The organism is Streptomyces sp. NPDC097619 (assembly GCF_040302735.1).
In the GTDB taxonomy this organism is placed as follows: Bacteria; Actinomycetota; Actinomycetes; order Streptomycetales; family Streptomycetaceae; genus Streptomyces.
Window position 1 is genome coordinate 48856 of the sequence record NZ_JBEOSD010000023.1, and the last position, 22771, is coordinate 71626.

25 protein-coding genes are annotated in these 22771 nt (G+C 72.9%); 13 read left to right on the top strand and 12 right to left on the bottom strand.

Features of this window, described 5'->3' with window-relative positions:
- Window positions 1-349 precede the first annotated feature (349 nt).
- Window positions 350-1048 (bottom strand): prolyl oligopeptidase family serine peptidase, encoded by a 699-nt coding sequence (locus ABTZ17_RS09380; protein ID WP_352194936.1) that lies wholly within the window; start codon window positions 1046-1048, stop codon window positions 350-352.
- A gap of 114 nt (window positions 1049-1162) precedes the next feature.
- Here ABTZ17_RS09380 and ABTZ17_RS09385 point away from each other — a divergent pair, with 114 nt between their 5' ends.
- The 3 genes from ABTZ17_RS09385 to ABTZ17_RS09395 all read left to right on the top strand — a co-directional run bounded on the left by ABTZ17_RS09385 (window position 1163) and on the right by ABTZ17_RS09395 (window position 3654).
- A complete protein-coding gene (locus tag ABTZ17_RS09385) occupies window positions 1163-2311 on the top strand; it encodes an adenosine deaminase (RefSeq protein ID WP_352194937.1) in 1149 nt (382 codons plus the stop codon).
- 139 nt (window positions 2312-2450) lie between these two features.
- Entirely contained in the window at window positions 2451-2732 is a 282-nt protein-coding gene (locus tag ABTZ17_RS09390; protein ID WP_352194938.1) for a hypothetical protein, read from the top strand.
- Between the two features lie 139 nt (window positions 2733-2871).
- Complete coding sequence (locus tag ABTZ17_RS09395) at window positions 2872-3654, top strand: hypothetical protein (protein ID WP_352194939.1); 783 nt, start codon at window positions 2872-2874, stop codon at window positions 3652-3654.
- Between the two features lie 18 nt (window positions 3655-3672).
- On the opposite strand, the gene ABTZ17_RS09400 is transcribed toward ABTZ17_RS09395, so the two are convergent.
- The 4 genes from ABTZ17_RS09400 to ABTZ17_RS09415 all read right to left on the bottom strand — a co-directional run bounded on the left by ABTZ17_RS09400 (window position 3673) and on the right by ABTZ17_RS09415 (window position 6060).
- Window positions 3673-3873, bottom strand: coding sequence for a PspC domain-containing protein (locus ABTZ17_RS09400; RefSeq protein ID WP_352194940.1), 201 nt, complete (start codon window positions 3871-3873; stop codon window positions 3673-3675).
- 36 nt (window positions 3874-3909) lie between these two features.
- On the bottom strand, window positions 3910-4485 hold the full coding sequence (locus ABTZ17_RS09405) for a VanZ family protein (protein ID WP_352194941.1): 576 nt from the start codon (window positions 4483-4485) through the stop codon (window positions 3910-3912).
- Window positions 4486-4695: 210 nt separating this feature from the next.
- Entirely contained in the window at window positions 4696-5319 is a 624-nt protein-coding gene (locus tag ABTZ17_RS09410; RefSeq protein ID WP_352194942.1) for a PH domain-containing protein, read from the bottom strand.
- Between the two features lie 270 nt (window positions 5320-5589).
- Window positions 5590-6060 carry a hypothetical protein gene (locus ABTZ17_RS09415; protein ID WP_352194943.1) on the bottom strand — a complete coding sequence of 157 codons (471 nt, stop codon included), beginning with the start codon at window positions 6058-6060 and terminating at the stop codon, window positions 5590-5592.
- 396 nt (window positions 6061-6456) lie between these two features.
- On the opposite strand from ABTZ17_RS09415, the gene deoC reads away from it, so the two are divergent.
- The 3 genes from deoC to ABTZ17_RS09430 are packed head-to-tail and all read left to right on the top strand — an operon-like array spanning window position 6457 to window position 9750.
- A complete protein-coding gene (gene deoC / locus ABTZ17_RS09420; protein ID WP_352194964.1) occupies window positions 6457-7419 on the top strand; it encodes a deoxyribose-phosphate aldolase in 963 nt (320 codons plus the stop codon).
- A 5-nt stretch (window positions 7420-7424) separates the two neighbouring features.
- On the top strand, window positions 7425-8861 hold the full coding sequence (locus tag ABTZ17_RS09425; RefSeq protein ID WP_352194944.1) for an aldehyde dehydrogenase family protein: 1437 nt from the start codon (window positions 7425-7427) through the stop codon (window positions 8859-8861).
- Window positions 8854-9750 carry an aldehyde dehydrogenase family protein gene (locus ABTZ17_RS09430; RefSeq protein ID WP_352194945.1) on the top strand — a complete coding sequence of 299 codons (897 nt, stop codon included), beginning with the start codon at window positions 8854-8856 and terminating at the stop codon, window positions 9748-9750. Before ABTZ17_RS09425 ends, ABTZ17_RS09430 begins: the two co-directional genes overlap by 8 nt.
- A gap of 111 nt (window positions 9751-9861) precedes the next feature.
- Here ABTZ17_RS09430 and ABTZ17_RS09435 read toward each other — a convergent pair whose 3' ends face one another.
- Window positions 9862-10224 carry a hypothetical protein gene (locus tag ABTZ17_RS09435; RefSeq protein ID WP_352194946.1) on the bottom strand — a complete coding sequence of 121 codons (363 nt, stop codon included), beginning with the start codon at window positions 10222-10224 and terminating at the stop codon, window positions 9862-9864.
- A 54-nt stretch (window positions 10225-10278) separates the two neighbouring features.
- Between ABTZ17_RS09435 and ABTZ17_RS09440 the strand changes: the two genes are divergently transcribed.
- Window positions 10279-10998, top strand: a complete 720-nt coding sequence (locus ABTZ17_RS09440; RefSeq protein WP_352194965.1) for a uridine kinase — start codon at window positions 10279-10281, stop codon at window positions 10996-10998.
- Between the two features lie 127 nt (window positions 10999-11125).
- On the opposite strand, the gene ABTZ17_RS09445 is transcribed toward ABTZ17_RS09440, so the two are convergent.
- Window positions 11126-11824, bottom strand: coding sequence for a SigE family RNA polymerase sigma factor (locus tag ABTZ17_RS09445; RefSeq protein ID WP_352194947.1), 699 nt, complete (start codon window positions 11822-11824; stop codon window positions 11126-11128).
- 168 nt (window positions 11825-11992) lie between these two features.
- Between ABTZ17_RS09445 and afsQ1 the strand changes: the two genes are divergently transcribed.
- The 4 genes from afsQ1 to ABTZ17_RS09465 all read left to right on the top strand — a co-directional run bounded on the left by afsQ1 (window position 11993) and on the right by ABTZ17_RS09465 (window position 15735).
- Window positions 11993-12670 (top strand): two-component system response regulator AfsQ1, encoded by a 678-nt coding sequence (gene afsQ1, locus ABTZ17_RS09450; RefSeq protein ID WP_352194948.1) that lies wholly within the window; start codon window positions 11993-11995, stop codon window positions 12668-12670.
- Window positions 12667-14148, top strand: coding sequence for an ATP-binding protein (locus ABTZ17_RS09455; RefSeq protein ID WP_352194949.1), 1482 nt, complete (start codon window positions 12667-12669; stop codon window positions 14146-14148). Before afsQ1 ends, ABTZ17_RS09455 begins: the two co-directional genes overlap by 4 nt.
- Window positions 14145-14774, top strand: coding sequence for a hypothetical protein (locus ABTZ17_RS09460; RefSeq protein ID WP_352194950.1), 630 nt, complete (start codon window positions 14145-14147; stop codon window positions 14772-14774). The genes ABTZ17_RS09455 and ABTZ17_RS09460 overlap by 4 nt, the downstream gene beginning before the upstream one ends.
- Window positions 14775-14919: 145 nt before the next feature.
- On the top strand, window positions 14920-15735 hold the full coding sequence (locus ABTZ17_RS09465; RefSeq protein ID WP_352194951.1) for a VOC family protein: 816 nt from the start codon (window positions 14920-14922) through the stop codon (window positions 15733-15735).
- A 54-nt stretch (window positions 15736-15789) separates the two neighbouring features.
- Here ABTZ17_RS09465 and ABTZ17_RS09470 read toward each other — a convergent pair whose 3' ends face one another.
- From ABTZ17_RS09470 to ABTZ17_RS09485, 4 genes are all read right to left on the bottom strand, one after another.
- Window positions 15790-16227, bottom strand: coding sequence for a CBS domain-containing protein (locus ABTZ17_RS09470; RefSeq protein ID WP_352194952.1), 438 nt, complete (start codon window positions 16225-16227; stop codon window positions 15790-15792).
- Window positions 16228-16349: 122 nt separating this feature from the next.
- The gene (locus ABTZ17_RS09475; RefSeq protein ID WP_352194953.1) at window positions 16350-18011 is read right to left on the bottom strand and encodes a phospho-sugar mutase; all 1662 of its coding nucleotides are present in this window, start codon (window positions 18009-18011) and stop codon (window positions 16350-16352) included.
- Between the two features lie 35 nt (window positions 18012-18046).
- Window positions 18047-18853, bottom strand: coding sequence for a purine-nucleoside phosphorylase (locus ABTZ17_RS09480; protein WP_352194954.1), 807 nt, complete (start codon window positions 18851-18853; stop codon window positions 18047-18049).
- Window positions 18854-19011: 158 nt separating this feature from the next.
- Entirely contained in the window at window positions 19012-19449 is a 438-nt protein-coding gene (locus ABTZ17_RS09485; RefSeq protein ID WP_352194955.1) for a gamma-glutamylcyclotransferase family protein, read from the bottom strand.
- Window positions 19450-19621: 172 nt separating this feature from the next.
- Here ABTZ17_RS09485 and ABTZ17_RS09490 point away from each other — a divergent pair, with 172 nt between their 5' ends.
- Entirely contained in the window at window positions 19622-21061 is a 1440-nt protein-coding gene (locus ABTZ17_RS09490) for an NAD(P)H-quinone dehydrogenase (RefSeq protein WP_352194956.1), read from the top strand.
- Between the two features lie 175 nt (window positions 21062-21236).
- Window positions 21237-22184: a DeoR/GlpR family DNA-binding transcription regulator gene (locus ABTZ17_RS09495; RefSeq protein WP_352194957.1), complete on the top strand. Its 948-nt coding sequence runs from the start codon at window positions 21237-21239 to the stop codon at window positions 22182-22184.
- A gap of 123 nt (window positions 22185-22307) precedes the next feature.
- Here ABTZ17_RS09495 and ABTZ17_RS09500 read toward each other — a convergent pair.
- On the bottom strand, window positions 22308-22771 hold a 464-nt coding region (locus ABTZ17_RS09500), incomplete at its 5' end, for an acyl-CoA carboxylase biotin carboxyl carrier protein subunit (protein WP_352194958.1).

Consider the following 22771-nt stretch of genomic DNA (forward strand, 5'->3'; position numbering starts at 1 on the left):
GGGGAACGCGGCGAGGCAGAGGGGGACGGCGCGGGTCGGGGGAGGCCCGTGGCGGTCCTGTCGAGTCCGCGTCCGGCCGTAGGGCGGCGACCCGCGCCACGGGTGCGCACGCCCTGGTGGTCGCGCCGGACCGGCGGTGCCTCCGTCCGTGAGGGGGCGGTACGGCGGCCCCGCGCGGACCGGCGCGACCACCACCGATCCACGACCCCGGATCCGCGCCCGCCGTCCCGATCCCGCCCCGCGCTCCACCGGGCAGGCCCCGCGAACCCGGCCCCACCACTCCGGCCGCGCCGCCCCCTTCCCGATCCCTCTCGCCCACCATCCCACCCCGTCCCCTCCCTCGGCTCGCTCAGCCCCGGAGCGACCGCCCGAAGCCGGAGGCCAGCGGCATTCGCAGGCCGAGCGGGGGCGGAGCGGCCAGGGCGTCCGTCACCGGCCGCGAGTACCGTCCGGAGAAGAGGGAGCCGAGGACGAAGTCCATGGCCAGCGCGACGACTTCGGTGCGGTGCTCCCGCAGGGAGTGGCCGTCCGAATGAACCTCGAAGCGGCAGGTGGCGCGGTTCGCCTTCTTCGCGCGCGCGGCGAGCCGGAAGGACAACTCGGGGTCGCAGCGCGCGTCGTTGGTGCCGTGGACGATCAACACCTGGCGTCCGGAGAGCTGCTTCACCGGTTCGGGGGAGTCGGTCGGAGAGGCTTCGGGGAGGCACGGGGCCACGCACAGAACGGAGTTGACCGCGGAGTGCCCCGCCCCGCGCAGCGCCTCCAGTCCCCCCGCCCCGAATCCGGCGAGGCAGACCGGTACGTCCCCGTAGCGGCGCACCGCCTCGTCCGCCGCCTCGTGCGCGGAGCCTTCGAGCACCGTGTGCGCGACCAACCCCTCCTCCGCGCCCGCCCGGGCCAGTGCCCGGCTCAGGGACCGGACCGCACCCGGTGGGAACCGGGACCTTCCGGGCAGTAACAGGACCACTCCGCTGACCACCTGGGAACCGTTCGCGCGGGCCGCCCGCCCCAGGCGGGCCCCGCGCTCCGGGGGCGCATGCTGTGCCATGGCGAAACAGTCTCAGACCGTCAGGTGTACGCCACCCGTCCGCACGGTCACTGTTACGTATCGACCGCCCCGCCCCCACGGGCGCTCTACGCGCGTAGGCGCTAGAGTGCCGAGATGACGAGCGAGACCGCCAACCTGCCCAACCCGGACCAGATCCGCCGTGCCCCCAAGGTGCTCCTGCACGACCACCTCGACGGTGGCCTGCGTCCCGGGACGATCATCGAGCTGGCCCGCGAGGTCGGCTACGACAAGCTTCCCGAGACCGACGCCGACAAGCTGGGCGTCTGGTTCCGCGACGCGGCCGACTCCGGCTCCCTGCCGCGCTACCTGGAGACGTTCGCGCACACCTGCGCCGTCATGCAGACCAAGGAGGCGCTGTTCCGCGTCGCCGCGGAGTGCGCCGAGGACCTGGCCGAGGACGGCGTGGTCTACGCCGAGATCCGTTACGCCCCCGAGCAGCACCTCGAAGCCGGTCTGACCCTCGAAGAGGTCGTCGAGGCCGTGAACGACGGCTTCCGCGAGGGTGAGCGCCGCGCCAAGGCCAACGGCCACCGGATCCGCATCGGCGCGCTGCTGACCGCGATGCGCCACGCCGCCCGCGCTCTGGAGATCGCCGAGCTGGCCAACCGCTACCGGGACAACGGCGTCGTCGGCTTCGACATCGCCGGTGCCGAGGCCGGGTTCCCCCCCACCCGCCACCTGGACGCCTTCGAGTACCTGAAGCGCGAGAACAACCACTTCACCATCCACGCGGGCGAGGCCTTCGGTCTGCCGTCGATCTGGCAGGCGCTCCAGTGGTGCGGCGCCGACCGCCTGGGTCACGGCGTGAAGATCATCGACGACATCCAGGTCGCCGAGGACGGTTCCGTCACCCTGGGCCGGCTGGCCTCCTACGTGCGGGACAAGCGCGTCCCCCTGGAGATGTGCCCCACCTCCAACCTGCAGACCGGTGCCGCCGCCTCGTACGCCGAGCACCCCATCGGTCTGCTGCGCAAGCTGCACTTCCGGCTCACCGTGAACACGGACAACCGCCTGATGAGCGGCACCAGCATGACCCGCGAGTTCGAGCACCTGGTCGACACCTTCGGCTACTCGCTCGACGACATGCAGTGGTTCACGGTCAACGCGATGAAGTCCGCGTTCATTCCTTTCGATGAACGATTGGCGATGATCAACGACGTCATCAAGCCCGGTTATGCCGAGCTGAAGTCGGAGTGGCTGTTCCGCCAGACCGCTTCCACCAGCGGTTCTGTCTCCGCGTAGGCCAGAGCATCGCTGTCCGAAAGCGCCCGGGAGGATCAACTCCCGGGCGCTTTCTCATATCAAAGGATGTTTGCGGTGACGGGTTTGGCATGGCTAGCTTGCGGAGCCGCTCAATTCCCCGTCGCAAGGACGAGATTTCATGAAGCAGTCAGCTGCCAAGACCCTCGGTGTCGCCGCCCTCGGTGCCGCCTTCGCCGCTGCCGCCGCGGGCTCCGCCTCCGCGATGCCCGCCGTGGGTGTCGCCGACGCCCTCAGCACCGTCACGGGCGTGGCCAACGCCGCCCCGGTCGCGGACACCCTCGGCAAGGTCACCAACCACTCGGCCGACCAGGGCCAGAGCGAGTCCGCCGACCCGCTGGCCGGTGCCACGGGCCTGCTCGGCGGCCTGCCGCTCCAGGGTGGCCTGCCGCTCGGCGGCTGATTCCTGACGCGAACGCGTGCACGGTGGGCGCACACCCTTCTGAAGGGGTGTGCGCCTCCCTGCGCGCTGTGCCAGGATCGCCGCGAGCTTCCGGCCGTCAACCGCCGGGAGGAATACGGGCTATGAGGTTCTGACGACCATGCACGTGAAGGCACGAGGGGCCGCCGCGCTCCTGACCGTCCCCGCCCTGCTGCTCGCCGCGGGCTGCTCCGGAACCCCGGAGGACGGCGACCACCGGGGCGAGGGCAAGAGCTCCGGCCGCCCCTCCGCCACGGGATCCCCGACCGCGGGCACCCCCGGCACTCCGACGGGCGGTTCCCCCTCCGGCGCGCCCACCACCGCGGCCGGCAGCCTGCTCGCGCGCGCGGCGCTGGCCCAGGGCGACCTGGACGGCTACCAGATCTCCGCCCAGGGCAAGGACCCCTCGGCCCCCGACGGTCAGCCCCAGGCCGACCGCGCCGCCTGCCAGCCGCTCGCCGACATCATGGGCGACAAGCCCGACCCCGCGGCCCGCGAGACCGTCAACCGGGGCATCGGCTCCCGCACCAAGCTGGGCCTGGCCGTGTCCGCCTCCCTCAGCTCCTACACGGAAGCCGGGGCGGAGAACCTGGTCTCCGGACTCCGTCGGGCGCTCGCCTCCTGCGCCTCCGGCTTCTCCGCCACGGTCGAGAAGCAGACCGGCACCTATCGGGACGTGAAGGCGGTGCCCTACCGGACCGCCGGGGACGACACCGTCAGTTGGAACGTCACCGCCTCCGCCGCCGGGGTGTCGGCCCCCGTGCACCTGCTCGTCGTCCGCGAGGGGAGCACCGTCATCCGGATGATGGCGCTCAACGTGGCCTCCCAGGACCGGGCCGAAGTGCCCCGGGAACTCCCCGAAAAGCAGCTGGAGAAACTCGCCGCGGCGCAGCGGGAGGGCTGAGCGGGAAACGCGCGCCGATTACCAGGCGGCCTTGGCGGTCCGGTCCTCGGGGAGCAGCACCCACAGCGCGAGGTAGATCAGGAACTGGGGCCCCGGCAGCAGGCACGAGACCAGGAAGATGATCCGCATCATCTTGGCGGATATGCCGAAACGGCGCGCCAGCCCGGCGCAGACTCCGCCGATCATTCGTCCGTCACGGGGGCGAGTAAGGGCGGCCATGGGATTCTCCTTCGTCGGATCGCTTTCTGCGATGACTCAATAATCCCGGGGCACCGCGGAAAGGGCCTCGCTCCAGGGGGCGATACCGACCCTGGAAATTCTCGGGGTCGGCCCCTGAGACTCCACCCCGGGTACCGGCACCGCCCGAGCTCCTCGGCGCAGCCGCGCCCGCACCGCCGGCACCACCGCGAGGTGCGCCAACGCGACCCCGGCGGTGTTGAGCAGCAGCGAGTCCACGTCCGTCACCTGTCCCGGTATCCCGCTCTGCAACATCTCGATGGCCAGGGAGACCAGGGCGCCGGTGGCGGTGGTCCGGGCCAGCGAGGCCAGTGGAGAACCGTTCAGCCGCCCGCCCGCCAGTGGCATCAGCACGCCCAGCGGGGCCAGCAGGACCAGGGCGGAACCGAGACGGCGGGCCGCCTCCAACGGTCCTTGCGCCAGGTCGTCCCGGATCCCCTCCAGCGGGGTGAGGTTGGCGGGGGCGGCCCAGGGCACGTCCAGGGGCCGCAGGGTGAACCAGCCGACCAGTGCGAGGTGCGCGAGGAGCAGGAGGCCGCTCAGGGCCCGGAGCCGGAGGGCGGCGGTGCCGCCCACGTCATGACGCTGTTGCACACCCCCAGGGACGCCCCGCCCGGTGGCCGCGGTTCCGCCCCCGTATGTGACGACCGTCCCCTCCCGCCCCGAGCCCGGCCCCGACGCGCGGAACCCCGCCGCGAGGAAGGCGCGACGGGGTTCCGGGTCGATCGGCGCTCCGGCGGGGGAGCGCGGTGGGGAGAACGGCGGGCGGTGGGCCGACCGGTCGCCCGTGGTGGAGCGGGCACCTCAGCCGGTGGCGAAGAGCACGGCCAGCAGGACCGCGCCCGCGACGGCCGGCGCAATGATCTCGTACGCCCAGCGCACCGCCGCCTCGCCCTGGGCGCCCGGGCGCCGGGTGGCCACGGCCCGCTCGTGGACCTCGGAGAGCTCGGCCACCTGCCGGTCCGCGTCCGAACGGCTGATCTCCTCGGTCTCGCCGGCCACCGGGGCCTCACCGGCGGCCTTCCGCTTGGCGTTCCTGCGCTGCGCGGACTTGCGCTGCCGCAGCGAGACCGGGATGGCCCACAGCTGGTAGGTGGCGTCCCCGGCCAGCGCCTCCACGGAGAACCGGGCCCGGACCACGTCCACGACGGCCCAGGGCAGTTCGATGGTCCGGAAGGGGTTGCGCACCCGCAGCCGGTCGTCGTTCGCGAACACGGCGGGGCGCAGGGTGTAGGCCACGATCAGCGGGGCCAGGGTCAGGGCCGCGGCCAGTGCGATCCAGGGGGTGCGCCCGGAGCCGCGGACGACGGCGTCCCCGCAGATCCACAGCAGCAGGGCGAGCAGCAGCCCGCCGCTCACCAGGGACGCGGTGGAGCGGTAGACCCGGTCCGCGTAGGTGGGCTCGCTGGGCTGGTCAGGGCTCGTCATGCGGTCGATTCTGCCTCACGGCCCCCCGCCGGACGAGGCGGGTCCGCCGCGGGCCGCGAGCGGTTCCCCGCGGCCCGCCGGGTGCTTCCCGGGCGGGAGGCCCGGTCGGCGCTCGGCCCGCCCCCGGCCCGTCGGCGCTCGGCCCCGCCCCGGCCGGCCGGGGATCCGCCCCCGATCCGCGCGCGGTCCGGTTCCGCCGATCCGGGCTCCGCCGTTCTCCGCTCCGCCGCTCGCGGCGCGGTCGCTCCGCTGCCGGCGCGGCCGCTCCGCTCAGAGCTCGCCGCGCCTCCGGCGGTGCGCCACGCTCGCGCCGAGCGCGCCGAAGACGGCGATGAGCCCGGCCCCGGCGAGCAGGGTGGTGGAGTCGTCGGTGTCCTGGGAGGCCAGTCGCTCCTCGCCCTCCGTCCCGCCGGTGTCGCCGCCCAGCCGGGCCGGGCCGGCGTACGCGACGGGCTCCAGGCGCAGGTCCACCGAGGCGGGACTCGAGTCCCATCCCGAATCCGCGGTCCGCGCGGCACCGGCGGCCGCGGCCCCCGTGCCGGCGGCTCCGACGCCCGAGGTGGCGGCCCCCGTGGCCCCGGCGACCGTCCCCGTGTGCACGACCCCGGTCACGGCCCCGTGCCCGGCGGTGCCGGACGGGCGGGCCGACGAGCCGGCGGCGAAGACCGTGCCGGCCGCGGGGGCCAGCAGGACCCCGGCCAGGACGGCGGCGGTGAGGGAGGCACCGAGGGCGGGACGCATCACTGCTCCTGAGGACAGCGCCCCGGTACGGGGCGGCGGGACGGGACGGTGGGACCGGGCCGGAAGCTCCGGTCCGGGCGGTGGATACGGATCACAATCTAGTGATCTTGTACGACCGCCGGATGCGCGCCGCGTCACAGCCATGTCACAGCCCCTCCCACCCGCTCGGTCGCCCCGCCCGTCGCCGCCGGCGCCGCACGGGCCCCGTCGCCCGCTCTCCCGCCCGTCGGCGGTCGCACCGCTCCGCCTGCCCCCGCGTACCGGACGCATTCACCGGATGCATTCATTCCGCTTCCCTCCGTGGACCGTTCCGCTCTCCCGAACGCATCTCCGCTCATAGGGGCGCCTAGGGGGGTGACAGGCCGCTACGCGCGTAGATATGCTCATCTGGTGACCATGCCCACCACCCTCACCGCATTCGCTGACGTGACGACGTCCGACAGCGCGCTGCGCCGCTTCCTGCACGGGCTGCCCGGCGTCGACGCCGTCGGCCTGGAGGCGCGCGCGGCCGCGCTCGGCACCCGTTCGATCAAGACCACGGCCAAGGCGTACGCCATCGACCTGGCCATCTCGATGATCGACCTGACGACCCTCGAAGGAGCGGACACCCCGGGCAAGGTCCGGGCGCTCGCCGCCAAGGCCGTCCACCCCGACCCGACCGACCGCACCACCCCGATGACCGCCGCGGTCTGCGTCTACCCCGACATGGTGGCCACCGCGAAGGCCGCCCTGAACGGCGCCGACGTCAAGGTCGCCTCCGTGGCCACCGCCTTCCCGGCGGGCCGGGCGGCGCTGCCGGTCAAGCTGGCCGACACCCGTGACGCCGTGGCCGCCGGGGCCGACGAGATCGACATGGTCATCGACCGCGGGGCCTTCCTCGCGGGCCGCTACCTGGAGACCTACGAGCTGATCAAGGCCGTCAAGGAGGCGTGCGTCCGCGAGGACGGCACCGCGGCCCGGCTGAAGGTCATCTTCGAGACCGGCGAGCTGTCCACGTACGACAACATCCGCCGCGCCTCCTGGATCGGCATGATGGCCGGGGCGGACTTCATCAAGACCTCCACCGGCAAGGTCGGCGTCAACGCCACCCCCGCCAACACCCTGCTGATGCTGGAAGCCGTCCGCGACTTCAAGGCGCAGACGGGCATCCAGGTCGGCGTGAAGCCGGCCGGCGGCATCCGGACCACCAAGGACGCCGTCAAGTTCCTGGTCCTGGTCAACGAAACCGTGGGCGAGGACTGGCTGACCAACGAGTGGTTCCGCTTCGGCGCCTCCAGCCTGCTGAACGACCTGCTCATGCAGCGCCAGAAGCTGAGCACCGGCCGCTACTCCGGTCCTGACTACGTGACGGTGGACTGATCATCATGGCTTCCCTCTTCGAGTACGCACCGGCCCCCGAGTCCCGGTCCGTCGTCGACATCGCGCCCTCGTACGGCCTGTTCATCGACGGCGAGTTCACCGAGGCCGCGGACGGCAAGGTCTTCAAGACCGTCAGCCCCAGCAGCGAGGAAGTCCTCTCCGAGGTGGCCCGCGCGGGCGCCGAGGACGTGGACCGCGCCGTCCGGGCCGCCCGCCGCGCCTTCGAGAAGTGGTCCGCGCTGCCCGGCTCCGAGCGCGCCAAGTACCTCTTCCGGATCGCCCGGATCATCCAGGAGCGCAGCCGCGAGCTGGCCGTCCTGGAGACCCTGGACAACGGCAAGCCGATCAAGGAGACCCGCGACGCGGACCTCCCGCTGGTCGCCGCGCACTTCTTCTACTACGCGGGCTGGGCCGACAAGCTCGACCACGCCGGCTACGGCCCGGACCCCCGCCCCCTCGGCGTGGCCGGCCAGGTCATCCCGTGGAACTTCCCGCTGCTGATGCTGGCCTGGAAGATCGCTCCGGCGCTCGCCACCGGCAACACCGTGGTCCTCAAGCCCGCCGAGACCACCCCGCTGTCGGCGCTGTTCTTCGCCGACATCTGCCGCCAGGCGGGCCTGCCCAAGGGCGTCGTCAACATCCTCCCCGGCTACGGGGACGCGGGCGCCGCCCTGGTCGAGCACTCCGACGTGAACAAGGTCGCCTTCACCGGCTCCACCGCCGTCGGCAAGGCCATCGCGCGCCAGGTGGCCGGCACCGACAAGAAGGTCACGCTGGAGCTCGGCGGCAAGGGCGCCAACATCGTCTTCGACGACGCCCCCATCGACCAGACCGTCGAGGGCGTCGTCAACGGCATCTTCTTCAACCAGGGCCAGGTCTGCTGCGCGGGCTCCCGCCTGCTGGTCCAGGAGTCGATCCACGACGAGCTGCTGGACTCCCTCAAGCGCCGCCTCTCTACGCTGCGCCTGGGCGACCCGCTCGACAAGAACACCGACATCGGCGCCATCAACTCCGCCGAGCAGCTGGCCCGCATCACCGCCCTCGCCGACACCGGCGAGGCGGAGGGCGCCGAGCGCTGGTCCCCGGCCTGCGAGCTGCCCTCGGCCGGCTACTGGTTCGCGCCGACCCTCTTCACCCACGTCACCCAGGCCCACACCGTCGCCCGCGACGAGATCTTCGGCCCGGTCCTGTCGGTCCTCACCTTCCGCACCCCGGACGAGGCTGTCGCCAAGGCCAACAACAGCCAGTACGGCCTCTCCGCCGGCATCTGGACGGAGAAGGGCTCGCGCATCCTCGCGGTCGCCGGCAAGCTCCGCGCCGGCGTCGTCTGGGCCAACACCTTCAACAAGTTCGACCCGACCTCGCCCTTCGGCGGCTACAAGGAGTCGGGCTTCGGCCGCGAGGGCGGCCGCCACGGCCTGGAGGGCTACCTCGATGTCTGAGACGACCGCGCGTCTGAACGTCTTCAAGACCTACAAGCTGTACGTCGGGGGCAAGTTCCCCCGCTCCGAGAGCGGCCGGGTGTACGAGGTGACGGACTCCAAGGGCAAGTGGCTGGCGAACGCCCCGCTGTCCTCCCGCAAGGACGCCCGTGACGCCGTCGTCGCGGCCCGCAAGGCCTTCGGCGGCTGGTCCGGCGCGACCGCCTACAACCGCGGCCAGATCCTCTACCGCATCGCCGAGATGCTGGAGGGCCGCCGCGAGCAGTTCGTCCGCGAGGTCGGCGAGGCCGAGGGGCTGTCCAAGTCCAAGGCCGCCGCCGTCGTCGACGCCGCCATCGACCGCTGGGTCTGGTACGCGGGCTGGACGGACAAGATCGGGCAGGTCGTCGGCGGGGCCAACCCCGTCGCGGGCCCCTTCTTCAACCTCTCCACCCCGGAGCCCACCGGCGTCGTCACCGTCGTCGCCCCGCAGGGCTCCTCCTTCCTCGGCCTGATCTCGGTGATCGCCCCGGTCATCGCCACCGGCAACACCGCCGTGGTCATCGCCTCCGAGAAGGCCCCGCTGCCCGCGCTCTCCCTGGGCGAGGTGCTCGCCACCTCCGACCTCCCGGGCGGCGTGGTCAACATCCTGTCCGGCAAGGCCGCCGAGATGGGCCCCCACCTGGCCTCCCACCAGGACGTCAACGCGATCGACCTGGCCGGCGCGGACCCCGCCCTGGCCAAGGAGCTGGAGATCGCCGCGGCCGACAACCTCAAGCGCGTCCTGCGTCCACAGCCTGTGGACGACTGGACCGCCGCCCCCGGCACCCACCGCATGACCGCGTTCCTGGAGACCAAGACCGTCTGGCACCCCACCGGGTCGCTCGGCGCCTCCGGCTCCTCCTACTGAGCCCCGCCCCGGGGAGCCCCTCCGAAGGCCCCCAGGGCCCCTCAGCGCACGCCGCCGCCCCCGGCCGGACCCCCCGGCCGGGGGCGGCGGCGCACCGCCGTACGGGGCCGCTCAGCCCTCCGGCAGCTTCGGCAGCAGCGGAGCCACCAGCGACACCCCCGGCAGCTCCCCGACCTTCGCCCCCTTCGTCACGGTGTCCGTGACCAGGGTCGTGCTCACCGCCGGGAAGTCCGCCACCTTCGTGCCCACGCCGTTGTCCAACGGATCCACGCCCGTGTTCGCCAACGGATCCACCTGGAGGTTCTGCACCGGCCCCAGCGCGCCGCCCAGGGCGTGCGGCACGGAGATCTCCCCGGCCTGCGCCCCGCCCGCCGCGGCCGCCAGCGCCGCCCCCGCCATCGAAACCGTCAGGCCCGCGGCCCGCAGCGCGCGCCGCGCGCCGCCGGTACCGCCCGAAGCCGAATGACGTGCCATGGAATCCCACCTGCCTGCCGTAACCGGATGGGCACGAACAGTAGTTGCCGTGTGATGCTGAATACCAACGGGCCTTCCCGGGGGTCCCCTGGGCGGGTTAATGCCTCACACTGGTGTTCCGTGAGCTGTTCATCTCCCCTTCCCGCGCGCGTCGTCCTGCTGACGGGTCCCTCCGGTTCCGGCAAGTCCTCGCTCGCCGCCCGCAGCGGCCTGCCCGTGCTCCGCCTCGACGACTTCTACAAGGAGGCGGGCGACCCCACCCTCCCCGTCCTCGAAGGCAGCTCCGCCACCGACTGGGACTCCCCGCTCTCCTGGGACGCCGACACCGCCGTGGCCGCCGTCGCCGAGCTGTGCCGCACCGGCCGCACCGACGTCCCCGTCTACGAGATCTCCACCAGCTCCCGCACCGGCGCCACCGTCCTCGACATCGGCCCCGCCCCGCTGTTCATCGCCGAGGGCATCTTCGCCGCCGACATCGCCGCCCGCTGCGAGGAACTCGGCCTCCTCGCCGACGCCATCTGCCTGCGCGGCCGCCCCTCCACGACCTTCCGCCGCCGCCTCCTGCGCGACCTGCGCGAAGGCCGCAAGTCCGTGTTCGTGCTGGTCCGACGCGGCTGGCGGCTCATGCGCGCCGAACGCGGCATCGTCGCCCGCCACACCGCCCTCGGCGCCCACGCCTGCGCCCGCGACGAGGCCCTCGGCCGCCTCGCGGCCGCCGCGACCACCGGCCCCCGCCGCACCCCCGCCGCCGCGCGCCCCGGCATCGCCGCCTGACCCGCCCGCACACGCGAAAGCGGGACCAGGCGGCCCCCCGGCCACCTGATCCCGCTCTCTCCCCCTGTCGGCCTCCCGCTCCACCCCCGCGGAACGGGCCCCCCGGCCCCGTGGTCCGAAGGCCGCCTCAGGCGACCAGTTCCCCGAAGGACTCCGCCTCGGACTCCCCGAAGCTCAGCGCCTCGTCCTCGCGCAGCCGCCGCAGCGAACGCCAGATGCTCGACTTCACCGTGCCGACGCTGATGTCCAGGATCTCCGCGATCTCCGGGTCCGTACGGCCCTCGTAGTACCGCAGCACCAGCATCGTCCGCTGCGGCTCCGGAAGCTTCGCCAGCGCCTGCCACAGGACCGCCCGCAGCTCCGTGCCGCGCATCGCGTCACCGTCGCCCGGGGTCTCCGGCAGCTCCTCCGTCGGGTACTCGTTCAGCTTCCGCCGACGCCAGGCGCTGATGTGCAGATTGGTCATCGTCCGACGCAGGTAGCCGCCCACGGCCGCCTTGTCGGTGATCCGGTCCCAGGCCCGGTAGGTGGAGAACAGCGCGCTCTGCAGCAGGTCCTCCGCCTCGTGCCGGTCACCGGTCAGGTGGTAGGCCGTCGCGTAGAGGGAAGCCCGCCGCTCCTGCACGTACGCCGTGAACTCGGCCTCCGAGGAGGACACCGGCGACGCGGTGCGCTGGGCGGGGACGGCGTACGCGTTCGCGTCGACGGCCACCACGTGCGCCGCCCGCGGCCGGGACACCGGCACGCTCCGGACGGGGGTGCGGCGGTTCATCTCGTGCAGTCGCGTGACGACCCCGCTGGTCGTGGTGCTGTGCAGCGTGTTCATCTCGCGCCTCCCCGTCGTGGAGTCTGCCTCGGTGGGTCTTCCTTCGATGACCAGAAGCCTGCCCGGCCCACATAACCGGGTTGTCCGTCGACTGTCACAGCCGTGTCACAGCCACCGGTGACCGCAGCCACGGCCCATCCCGCCGCCCCCATGGGACAGAATGTGCCCGTGCCTTTCCTGTTGCTGATCGAGGACGACGACGCCATCCGTACGGCGCTCGAACTCTCCCTGTCCCGCCAGGGCCACCGCGTGGCCACGGCGGCGACGGGCGAGGACGGGCTCAGGCTGCTCAAGGAGCAGCGGCCGGACCTGATCGTGCTGGACGTGATGCTCCCCGGAATCGACGGCTTCGAGGTCTGCCGCCGGATCCGCCGCACCGACCAGCTGCCGATCATCCTGCTCACCGCCCGCAGCGACGACATCGACGTCGTCGTCGGCCTGGAGTCCGGCGCCGACGACTACGTGGTCAAGCCCGTGCAGGGCCGGGTGCTCGACGCCCGGATCCGCGCCGTGCTGCGCCGCGGCGAGCGCGAGTCCAGCGACTCCGCGACCTTCGGCTCCCTCGTCATCGACCGCTCCGCGATGACCGTCACCAAGAACGGCGAGGACCTCCAGCTCACCCCCACCGAGCTGCGGCTCCTCCTGGAGCTCTCCCGCCGGCCCGGCCAGGCCCTCTCCCGCCAGCAGCTCCTGCGCCTCGTCTGGGAACACGACTACCTGGGCGACTCCCGGCTCGTGGACGCCTGCGTCCAACGACTGCGCGCCAAGGTCGAGGACGTACCCTCCTCGCCCACCCTGATCCGCACCGTCCGCGGGGTCGGCTACCGCCTGGACTCGCCCCAGTGAAGCTCCGTTCCCCCCTGTCCGGCAGGCGCTGGACCAGTCTCCGGCTGCGCCTGATCGTCGTCTTCGGCCTGGTCGCCCTCACCGCCGCGGTCTCCGCCTCCGGGATCGCGTACTGGCTCAACCGCGAGGCCGTCCTCAGCCGCACCCAGGAGGCCGCGCTCGGGGACTTCCGGCAGGAGATGCAGAACCGGGCGGCCCGCCTGCCCGGCGACCCCACCGCCGAGGAACTCCAGCGCACCGCCGAGCAGATGGCGGGCAGCAGCCCCGGCTACAGCGTGCTCCTCGTGGACGAGAAGAAGGACGGCCGCACCGTCGTCGGCTCCGGCGGCCCCGACGCCTTCAAACTGACCGACGTGCCCCGCTCCCTGCGGCACGCCGTCAACGACCGGCAGAAGGTCACCTCCGGCAACGACGCCGCCTACCACATGTACTGGCAGCGCACGAAGCCCGACGGCAACCCCTACCTGGTGGGCGGCACCCGCATCGTCGGCGGCGGACCCACCGGCTACATGTACAAGTCCCTCGCCACCGAACGCGACGACCTCAACGCCCTGGCCTGGTCCCTGTGCATCGCCACCGGACTGGCCCTGCTCGGCTCCGCCCTCCTCGCGCAGGCCGCCGCCAGCACCGTGCTGCGCCCCGTGCAGCGCCTCGGCGACGCCGCCCGACGGCTCGGCGAGGGCGAACTCGACACCCGCCTCGACGTCTCCGGCAACGACGAACTCGCCGACCTCTCCCACACCTTCAACAAGACCGCCGAGGCCCTGGAGAAGAAGGTCGCGGACATGAGCGCCCGCGAGGAGTCCAGCCGCCGCTTCGTCGCCGACATGTCCCACGAACTGCGCACCCCGCTGACCGCCCTCACCGCCGTCACCGAGGTGTTGGAGGAGGAGATCGACGGACTCGACCCGATGATCGCCCCCGCCGTCGAACTGGTCGTCAGCGAGACCCGCCGCCTCAACAACCTCGTCGAGAACCTCATGGAGGTCACCCGCTTCGACGCGGGCACCGCCCGGCTCGTCCTCGACGACGTGGACGTGGCCGACATGGTCACCGCCTGCATCGACGCCCGCGCCTGGCTGGACGCCGTCGAACTCGACGCCGAACGCGGCATCGTGGCCCGCCTCGACCCGCGCCGCCTCGACGTGATCCTCGCCAACCTCATCGGCAACGCCCTCAAGCACGGCGGCTCCCCGGTCCGGGTCTCCGTCCGCACCGAGGAACGCACCCTCGTCATCGCCGTCAAGGACAACGGTCCCGGCATCCCCGAGGACGTCCTCCCGCACGTCTTCGACCGCTTCTACAAGGCCAGCGCCTCCCGCCCCAAGTCGGACGGCAGCGGCCTCGGCCTCTCCATCGCCATGGAGAACGCCCACATCCACGGCGGCGACATCACCGCCGCCAACGACCCCGCCGGCGGCGCCCTCTTCACCCTGAAGCTGCCCGTGGACCTCACCGAGACGGAGACCGGAGAGTGACCCGCACCCGCTGGACGGCGGCCGCCCTGGCCCTGCCCGTCCTCCTCGCCTCCGGCTGCGGGATCCGGGCCACCACCGTCCCCGTCGACGTCGGCGCCGCCCCCTCCCGGGTCTCCTGCGACACCACCTCGCCCACCACCGGCACCCCCGTGGAGGGCTTCCGCGCCCGGCTCCAACTGGTCTGCGGATCGCAGCTCATCGGGGTGGACCGGATCGTGCGGATCTCCGAGAAGCAGCCCGTGCGCAGCACCCCGGCCCGGGTGGCCCGCGCCCTGCTGGAGGAGCTGGAACGGCAGCCCTCCGCCGCCGAACGGGACAACGGCTTCTCCAGTGAGGTCCCCGTCGGATTGGACGTCTCCGCCCCGCGCGCCGAGGACCCCGCCGGGACCCTGCGGCTGAGCCGCCGCCCCGAGGACCTTCCGCCGCTGGCCCTGGCCCAGCTCGTCTGCACCTTCGCGGGCAGCGCCGCCGTCCCCGGCGGCGGCCGCGTGGTGCTCGGCGGGCCGGACGCCGACCCGCCGCGCGCCTGGGAGTGCACGGAGGCCGTACGGGCCCGCCCGGAGGCCGTCCCCACCCTCGGCGAGATCGTCCGCCCCGGCTCCACGCCCTCCCCGAGCGCCTCCTGACCGTGCGCGGCCGTACCGGGGCGGGGAAAACGGGCCGCGGGACGGCGCGGCGGACCCCGTCCCGCGGAGGGCTCCGCCAAGGTGGGCGGGTCGCCGACCGGCGCACCGCAGGCCCGCTCTCCGCACACAGACAAGGGGCACCCGCATGCTCAGTACGGACTTCGTGACCGGCTCCCCGAACTGGATCGACCTCGGCTCCCCGGACCTCCCGGCGACCGCCGCCTTCTACCGGGCCGTCCTGGGCTGGGAGTTCGCCCCGATGGGTCCGGAGGGCCCGGCGGACGGGGACGGCGGCGAGAGCGGCTACGGGTTCTTCCGCAAGGACGGGAAGACCGTGGCGGCGCTGGGCCTGCTCACCGAGGAGGGCGCCGTCCCGGCCTGGATGGTCTACTTCGACACCCGCGACATCGAGGGCACCACCGCGGCGGTGCGCGCGGCCGGCGGCGAGGTCCGGGTGGAGCCCGGGGACGTGATGGGCGAGGGCATGCTCGCCCAGTACACCGACCCCGACGGTGCCCAGTTCGCGGTCTGGCAGCCCGCGCGGACCGCCGGACTGGAGCTGACCTCCGCCGATGGCAGCCTGGTGTGGGTGGAGCTGATGTCCGGGGACCCGGAGCGCTCGATCGCCTTCTACCGGGGCCTGTTCGGCTGGCGCTCCCAGGACATGGAGATGGGCGGCGGGATGACCTACCGCGTGCTGTCCACGGCCGAGGGGGACCTGGAGGACGCCACCTTCGGCGGGGTGGCCCCCGCGGAGGCGGCCGGCGAGGAGACCGCGGACCGCTGGGTGCCCTACTTCGCGGTGGCCGACGCCGACGACACGGTGGCCCGGGCGCGGGCCGCCGGCGGCTCGGTGGTGATGCCCGCGACGAGTCTGGACGGGGTCGGCCGGATGGCCTGGCTGGCGGACCCGGCCGGAGCCGTCTTCGCCGTCCTCAAGCCGGAGCCCCGGCAGCGCTGAGCCGGACGGACCCGGGGCCGGGGCCGTCCTCGGGGCGGTCCCGGCCCGGGGTCGTCAGTTCGCCGCGTAGACGCGGACGGCGAACTCGGCGATCTCCTCGTCACTGAGGTTCTTGGCGAGGTTCGCCTCGGTGATCATGCCGATCAGTCGGTGCCCGTTGACCACGTCGATCACCGGCAGCCGCTTGATCTGGTGGACCTCCATGGTGTCCACGGCCTCGTTGGCATCGGCCTCCGCGTCCACCCAGTGCACGGCGCCGGCCATCGAACCGGCCTCCACGGACGCGGGGTCCAGGCCCTCGGCGCAGCACGTGATGACGATGTCCCGGTCGGTGATCATCCCCTTGAGCCGCTGGTCGTCCCCGCAGATGGGCAGACAGCCCACGTCGAGGTCGCGCATCATGCGGGCGGCGTCCCTCAGGGACTGGTGCTCGCCGACGCACTGCACCCCCGAGGTCATCATGTCCCGGGCCCGCATCGTCGTCCTGGTCATGCTCCTGCCTCCGTTCGCGCGTCCCCCGACGGGTGCCCCCGGTACGAGCACAGCACGACGGAGGCCCCCGGACCACTCGTGGCGGTACGGGGGCCTCCGGGCCGTGGCGCGGACGGTGCCGGTCAGATCCCGGCGGCGGCCGCCAGGTCCTTCTTCACGGCGTCCAGGACCTCCTGGCCGCGGGCGCGGGCCGAGGCCAGACCGGAGGCGTCGGCCACCGGGACGACGACCTCCAGGTAGCACTTCAGCTTGGGCTCGGTGCCGCTGGGACGGACGATCACCCGGGCCTTGTACTCGCCCTCCAGGTGGTACCGCAGGCCGTCGGTGGGCGGCAGCGCGGCACTGCCCACGGACAGGTCCTCGGCCGAGGTGACCCGCAGGCCCGCCAGCGCGGCAGGCGGCTGCTCGCGCAGCGCCCGCATCGCGTCGGCGATCACCGACAGGTCCTGGACGCGCACCGAGAGCTGGTCGGTGGCGTGCAGGCCGTGGGCCATCGCCAGGTCGTCCAGCAGATCGGTGAGGGTGCGGCCCTGCTCCTTCAGCTCGGAGGCCAGCTCGGCCACGAGCAGGGCGGCGGTGATGCCGTCCTTGTCTCGGACGCCCTCCGGGTCCACGCAGTAGCCCAGGGCCTCCTCGTAGCCGTAGCGCAGGCCCTCCACCCGGGAGATCCACTTGAAGCCCGTCAGGGTCTCCTCGTAGCCCAGTCCGGCCGCCTCGGCGATCCGGCCCAGCAGCGAGGAGGACACGATGGACTCGGCGAAGACGCCCCTGGCGCCCTTGTGCACCAGGTGGGCGGCCAGCAGGGCGCCCACCTCGTCGCCGCGGAGCATCCGCCAGCCGGAGGCCGAGGAGTCGTCCGGGACGGCCACCGCGCAGCGGTCGGCGTCCGGGTCGTTGGCGATCACGATGTCCGGGCCGGCCTCGGCGGCGGTGGCGAAGGCCAGGTCCATGGCCCCCGGCTCCTCCGGGTTGGGGAAGGCCACCGTCGGGAAGGCCGGGTCCGGTTCGGCCTGGGCGGCCACCAGCACCGGCGCGGGGAACCCGGCCCGCTCGAAGGCGGCCAGGACCACGTCCTTGCCGACCCCGTGCATGGCCGTGTAGACCGTCCGCACCCCGCGCGCGGAGCCCGGGGTCAGCACGTGGTCGGTGCGCTCCAGGTAGGCCCGCAGGACCTCGTCGCCCAGCTCCTCCCAGCCCTCGGAGGGTCGGGGCACATCGGCGAGCCGGCCCACGGCGTCGATCTCGGCGGCGATGCCGGCGTCCGCGGGGGACACGATCTGCGAACCGTCGCCGAGGTAGACCTTGTAGCCGTTGTCCCGGGGCGGGTTGTGGCTGGCGGTCACCTCGACGCCCGCGACCGCGCCCAGGTGCCTTATGGCGAAGGCCAGGACGGGCGTGGGCAGCGGGCGGGGCAGGACGGCCGCGCGCAGCCCGGCGCCCGTCATCACGGCCGCGGTGTCGCGCGCGAAGTCCGCGGACTTGTAGCGCGCGTCGTAGCCGACCACGACGAGGCCGCCGTCGTGGCCCTGGGCCTTGAGGTAGGCGGCGAGGCCCGCGGCGGCGCGGATGACCACGGAGCGGTTCATCCGCATCGGCCCGGCGCCCAGCTCGCCGCGGAGTCCGGCGGTGCCGAACTGCAGCGTCCCGGCGAAGCGGTCCGCGAGGTCCGCGGTGTCCCCGCCGGCCTCGGCGGCGGACAGGAGGCGGCCGAGCTCCTCGGCGGTCTCCGGGTCCGGGTCCTCGGCCTGCCAGGCCCGGGCGCGTGCGATCAGATCGTCCTGCACTGGTTCCCCTATCGGTACGAGTGGTCCGGTACGGCTCAGATCCGGTCGAGGACCTGCGTCAGCAGCTGGCCCATGCGGGCGGCCGAGTCGCGTCCCGCCTGCAGGACCTCCTCGTGGTTCAGCGGCTCGCCGGACAGGCCCGCGGCCAGGTTGGTGACCAGGGAGATGCCAAGGACCTCGGCGCCCGCCTCACGGGCCGCGATGGCCTCCAGGACGGTGGACATGCCGACGAGGTCGGCGCCCATCACGCGGATCATGTTGATCTCGGCCGGGGTCTCGTAGTGGGGCCCGGGGAACTGCACGTACACGCCCTCTTCGAGGGTGGCGTCGATCTCCTTGCACATCGCGCGCAGTCGCGGCGAGTACAGGTCGGTGAGGTCGACGAAGTTCGCGCCGATGATCGGGGAGGTGGCCGTGAGGTTGATGTGGTCGCTGATGAGGACCGGCTGGCCGGGCTTCATGCCCTCGCGCAGACCGCCGCAGCCGTTGGTGAGGACCACGGTCTTGCAGCCGGCGGCGACGGCGGTGCGGACGCCGTGGGCGACGGCGGCGACGCCGCGGCCCTCGTAGTAGTGGGTGCGGCCGAGGAAGACCAGGGCGCGCTTGTCACCGATCTTGTACGAGCGGACCTTGCCGCCGTGTCCTTCGACGGCGGCCGGGGGGAAGCCGGGCAGCTCGGTGACGGGGAACTCGGCCTCGGGGGCGCCGAGCGCCTCGGCGGCGGGGGCCCAGCCGGAGCCCATCACCAGGGCCACGTCGTGGCTCTCGGCGCCCGTGAGCTCGCTCAGGCGGGCCGCGGCCGCAGCGGCGGAGGCGTGGGGGTCGGTAGCAGATGCGTTCACGCGGACGAGGGTAGCCGCTCATTTCCTACGCGCGTAGATGGCACAGCTCACGGTGTTCGGATCGTTGCCTTGTCGTTTCCGACGAAATGTCCTCCAGGGCTCTCGAAATGCCTGGTGAGAGCCCTGGGAGGGGGTGGTGAAGGGGGTGCGGGAGGCGCTCAGCAGGGGCGCTTGCGCAGCTCCATCACGTAGTCGTGCGGGGCGCCCGCGGACTCGGCGGCGTCGGCGATCTCACCGAGGTAGCGGGCGGAGGGCAGACCGCCCTCGTAGCCGTTGAGGACGTAGCACCAGGCCGCCTCCTCGCCGTCCAGGGTGTGCACCCGGATCCGCATGCGGCGGTAGATGTCCAGGCCGACGCCCTCCCAGCGGTCCATCGAGTCCTCGTCGAGGGGCGCGATGTCGTACAGGGCGACGAAGACCTGGGAGCGCGGGGCCTCCACGACGGTGGCGAGGGCGCCTTCCCAGCCCATCTGCTCTCCCCCGAAGGTGAGCCGCCAGTCGTTGATCCAGCCCGTGCCACGCAGCGGGGAATGCGGGGCGCGGCGCGTCATCAGCCGCGCGTCGAGGTTGCCGGCGTACGCGGCGTAGAGCGACATGGGATCGAGGGTACGGGAGGGGCGGCCGTGCCGGGCCTCCCGGATGGTCGGGCCCGGAGTGAAGCACCTTGGCGCGTGCGGGACAATGGCGTACGGAATGGATCCCCCGGGGAGACCCCCGGACCCCCGGCCGGGGCGGCAGCCGGCCGGGTAGACGTGAGGCGGACTTTTCGTGACCCGGATCGTGATCATCGGCGGCGGACCCGGCGGGTATGAGGCAGCCCTGGTAGGGGCCCAGCTCGGCGCGGAGGTGACCGTCGTCGACTGCGACGGTCTGGGCGGGGCGTCGGTGCTGACCGACTGCGTGCCCTCGAAGACCCTCATCGCGACCGCCGAGGTGATGACCAACTTCGACAGTTCGTACGAGGAACTGGGCATCATCGTCGCCGACGACACGCCGCCGCTGGAGCAGTCCGCCCGGGTGGTCGGCGTGGACCTCGGCAAGGTCAACCGCCGGGTGAAGCGGCTGGCGCTGGCCCAGTCCCACGACATCACCGCCTCGGTGACGCGGGCCGGGGCCAGGGTCATGCGGGGGCGCGGCAAGCTCGGCGGCCCGCAGGGCATCGACGGCACCCGCGACGTGATCGTGACCGCCGCGGACGGCACGGAGACCATCCTGACGGCGGACGCCGTGCTGATCGCCACCGGCGGTCACCCGCGCGAGATCCCGGACGCGCAGCCGGACGGCGAGCGGATCCTGAACTGGACGCAGGTCTACGACCTGGAGGAGCTCCCCGAGGAGCTGATCGTGGTCGGCTCCGGCGTCACCGGCGCCGAGTTCGCGGGCGCCTACCAGGCGCTGGGCTCCCGGGTCACGCTGGTCTCCAGCCGGGACCGGGTGCTCCCGGGCGAGGACCCGGACGCGGCGGCCGTGCTGGAGGACGTCTTCCGGCGCCGCGGCATGAACGTCGTCTCGCGGGCCCGCGCCGAGTCCGCGAAGCGGGTCGGGGACCGCGTGGAGGTCACCCTCGCCGACGGCCGGGTCATCACCGGCACCCACTGCCTGATGGCGGTCGGAGCCATCCCGAACACCGGGGACATGAACCTGGAGGAGTCCGGGGTCCGGCTGAAGGAGTCCGGGCACATCTGGACCGACAAGGTCTCCCGCACGTCCAGCCCGGGCGTGTACGCCGCCGGTGACGTGACCGGGATCTTCGCTCTGGCCTCGGTGGCGGCCATGCAGGGCCGGATCGCGATGTACCACTTCCTCGGCGACGCGGTGACCCCGCTCAACCTGAAGACGGTCTCCTCGAACGTGTTCACGGACCCCGAAATCGCCACGGTGGGCTACACGCAGGCGGACGTGGACGCCGGTCGGATCGACGCGCGCGTGGTGAAGCTGCCCCTGCTGCGCAACCCGCGCGCGAAGATGCAGGGCATCCGGGACGGCTTCGTGAAGCTGTTCTGCCGCCCCGGCACCGGCATCGTCGTCGGCGGCGTGGTCGTCTCCCCGCGGGCCAGCGAGCTCATCCACCCGATCTCGATCGCGGTCGACAACAACCTGACCGTGGAACAGATCGCAAGTGCGTTCACGGTGTACCCCTCGCTGTCCGGTTCGATCGCGGAAGTGGCCCGCCAGCTCCACACCCGCAAGGTGGCGGGCGAGGGCTGAGCCTTCCGAACCGCCCCTCGGGGGGCGGGCCTTGAGCAGGAGTTCCGTCGGACGGGCGGTCGCGTGAGCGGCCGCCCGTCCGCGTATACCACTAACGGCCCGCGAGTACGGACAACTTCTGTAATCCGGCGCAAGGAGCTGAAAGCAGACGGTCGTTGGGGTTACTGTCAGTTTCGTGTTCGCTGCAGAACGTCGCCAATTGATTCTCGAAATGGTGCGTGCCAACGGAGCCGTGTCGCTCCGTGAGCTCGCCCGCGTCGTCCAGACTTCCGAAGTGACCGTACGGCGGGACGTGCGGGCACTGGAAGCAGAAGGACTCCTCGACCGCCGGCACGGCGGTGCGGTCTTGCCGGGCGGTTTCACGCGGGAGTCCGGCTTTCCGCAAAAATCCCATCTCGCGACGGCGGAGAAGACCGCCATCGCCGATGTCGCGGCCGGTCTCGTCGAAGAAGGCGAGGCCATCGTCGTCGGCGCGGGCACCACGACCCAGGAGCTGGCCCGCCGGCTCGCCCGGGTGCCCGGACTGACCGTGGTCACCAACTCCCTCCTGGTCGCCCAGGCCCTGGCGCACGCCAACCGGGTGGAGGTGGTCATGACCGGCGGGACCCTGCGCGGTTCCAACTACGCCCTGGTGGGCAGCGGGGCCGAACAGTCTCTCCAGGGGCTGCGGGTGTCCCGGGCCTTCCTCTCCGGCAGCGGTCTGACCGCGGAACGCGGCCTGTCCACCTCGAACATGCTCTCCGCGAGCGTGGACCGGGCGCTGGTGCAGGCGGCCGCCGAGGTGGTGGTCCTGGCCGACCACACCAAGCTCGGCACCGACACCATGTTCCAGACGGTGCCCACGGACGTGATCACCCGACTGGTCACGGACGAGCCCCCGGGGCAGGACGACCGGGCGCAGACCGAGTTGCAGGCGATGGCCGACCAGGGCGTGCAGATCACCGTGGCGGGCACGGGACTGCCCGCGGCCCCGGGCGAGGGACTGCACGCGGGCCGCAGGCCCCCGCGCCGGGACGCTCCGCTCCCGGTGCAGCGCCGGACCGGTGCGGGAGCCCCGCTACGGGCCGCCGCGCTGGTGGACCAGGGCGAGCGGGCCCGGGTGGCGGATCTGCGCCGCCGATGAGCGGCTCGGTGGCCGGCCGTGCGGCCGGTTCCGCCCGCGGGGCTCCCGGAGCCCCGCCCGTACGACCGAAGGCCCCGCCCGGACGGACCGGGCGGGGCCTTCGTACACCTGGGGCGGACCGGGTCAGTCCTTGATCTCGCAGATCAGGGCGCCGGAGGTGAGGGAGGCGCCGACCTCGGCCTTGAGGCCGGTGATGGTGCCGGAGCGGTGCGCGTTGAGCGGCTGCTCCATCTTCATGGCTTCGAGGACGACGACGAGGTCGCCTTCGTTGACCTGCTGGCCCTCTTCGACGGCCACCTTGACGATGGTGCCCTGCATCGGCGAGGCCAGGCTGTCGCCGGAGGCCGCCGGGCCGGACTTCTTGGCCACGCGCCGCTTGGGCTTGGCGCCGCCGGCCGCGGCCGTGCGGGCCAGGGTCATGCCGAGCGAGGAGGGCAGCGAGACCTCCAGGCGCTTGCCGCCGACCTCGACGACCACGGTCTCGCGACCCGGCTCGTCTTCGGTGTCTTCGGGGGTGGGGGCGGTGAAGGCGGGGATGGTGTTGGTGAACTCGGTCTCGATCCACCGCGTGTGGACCTTGAACGGGG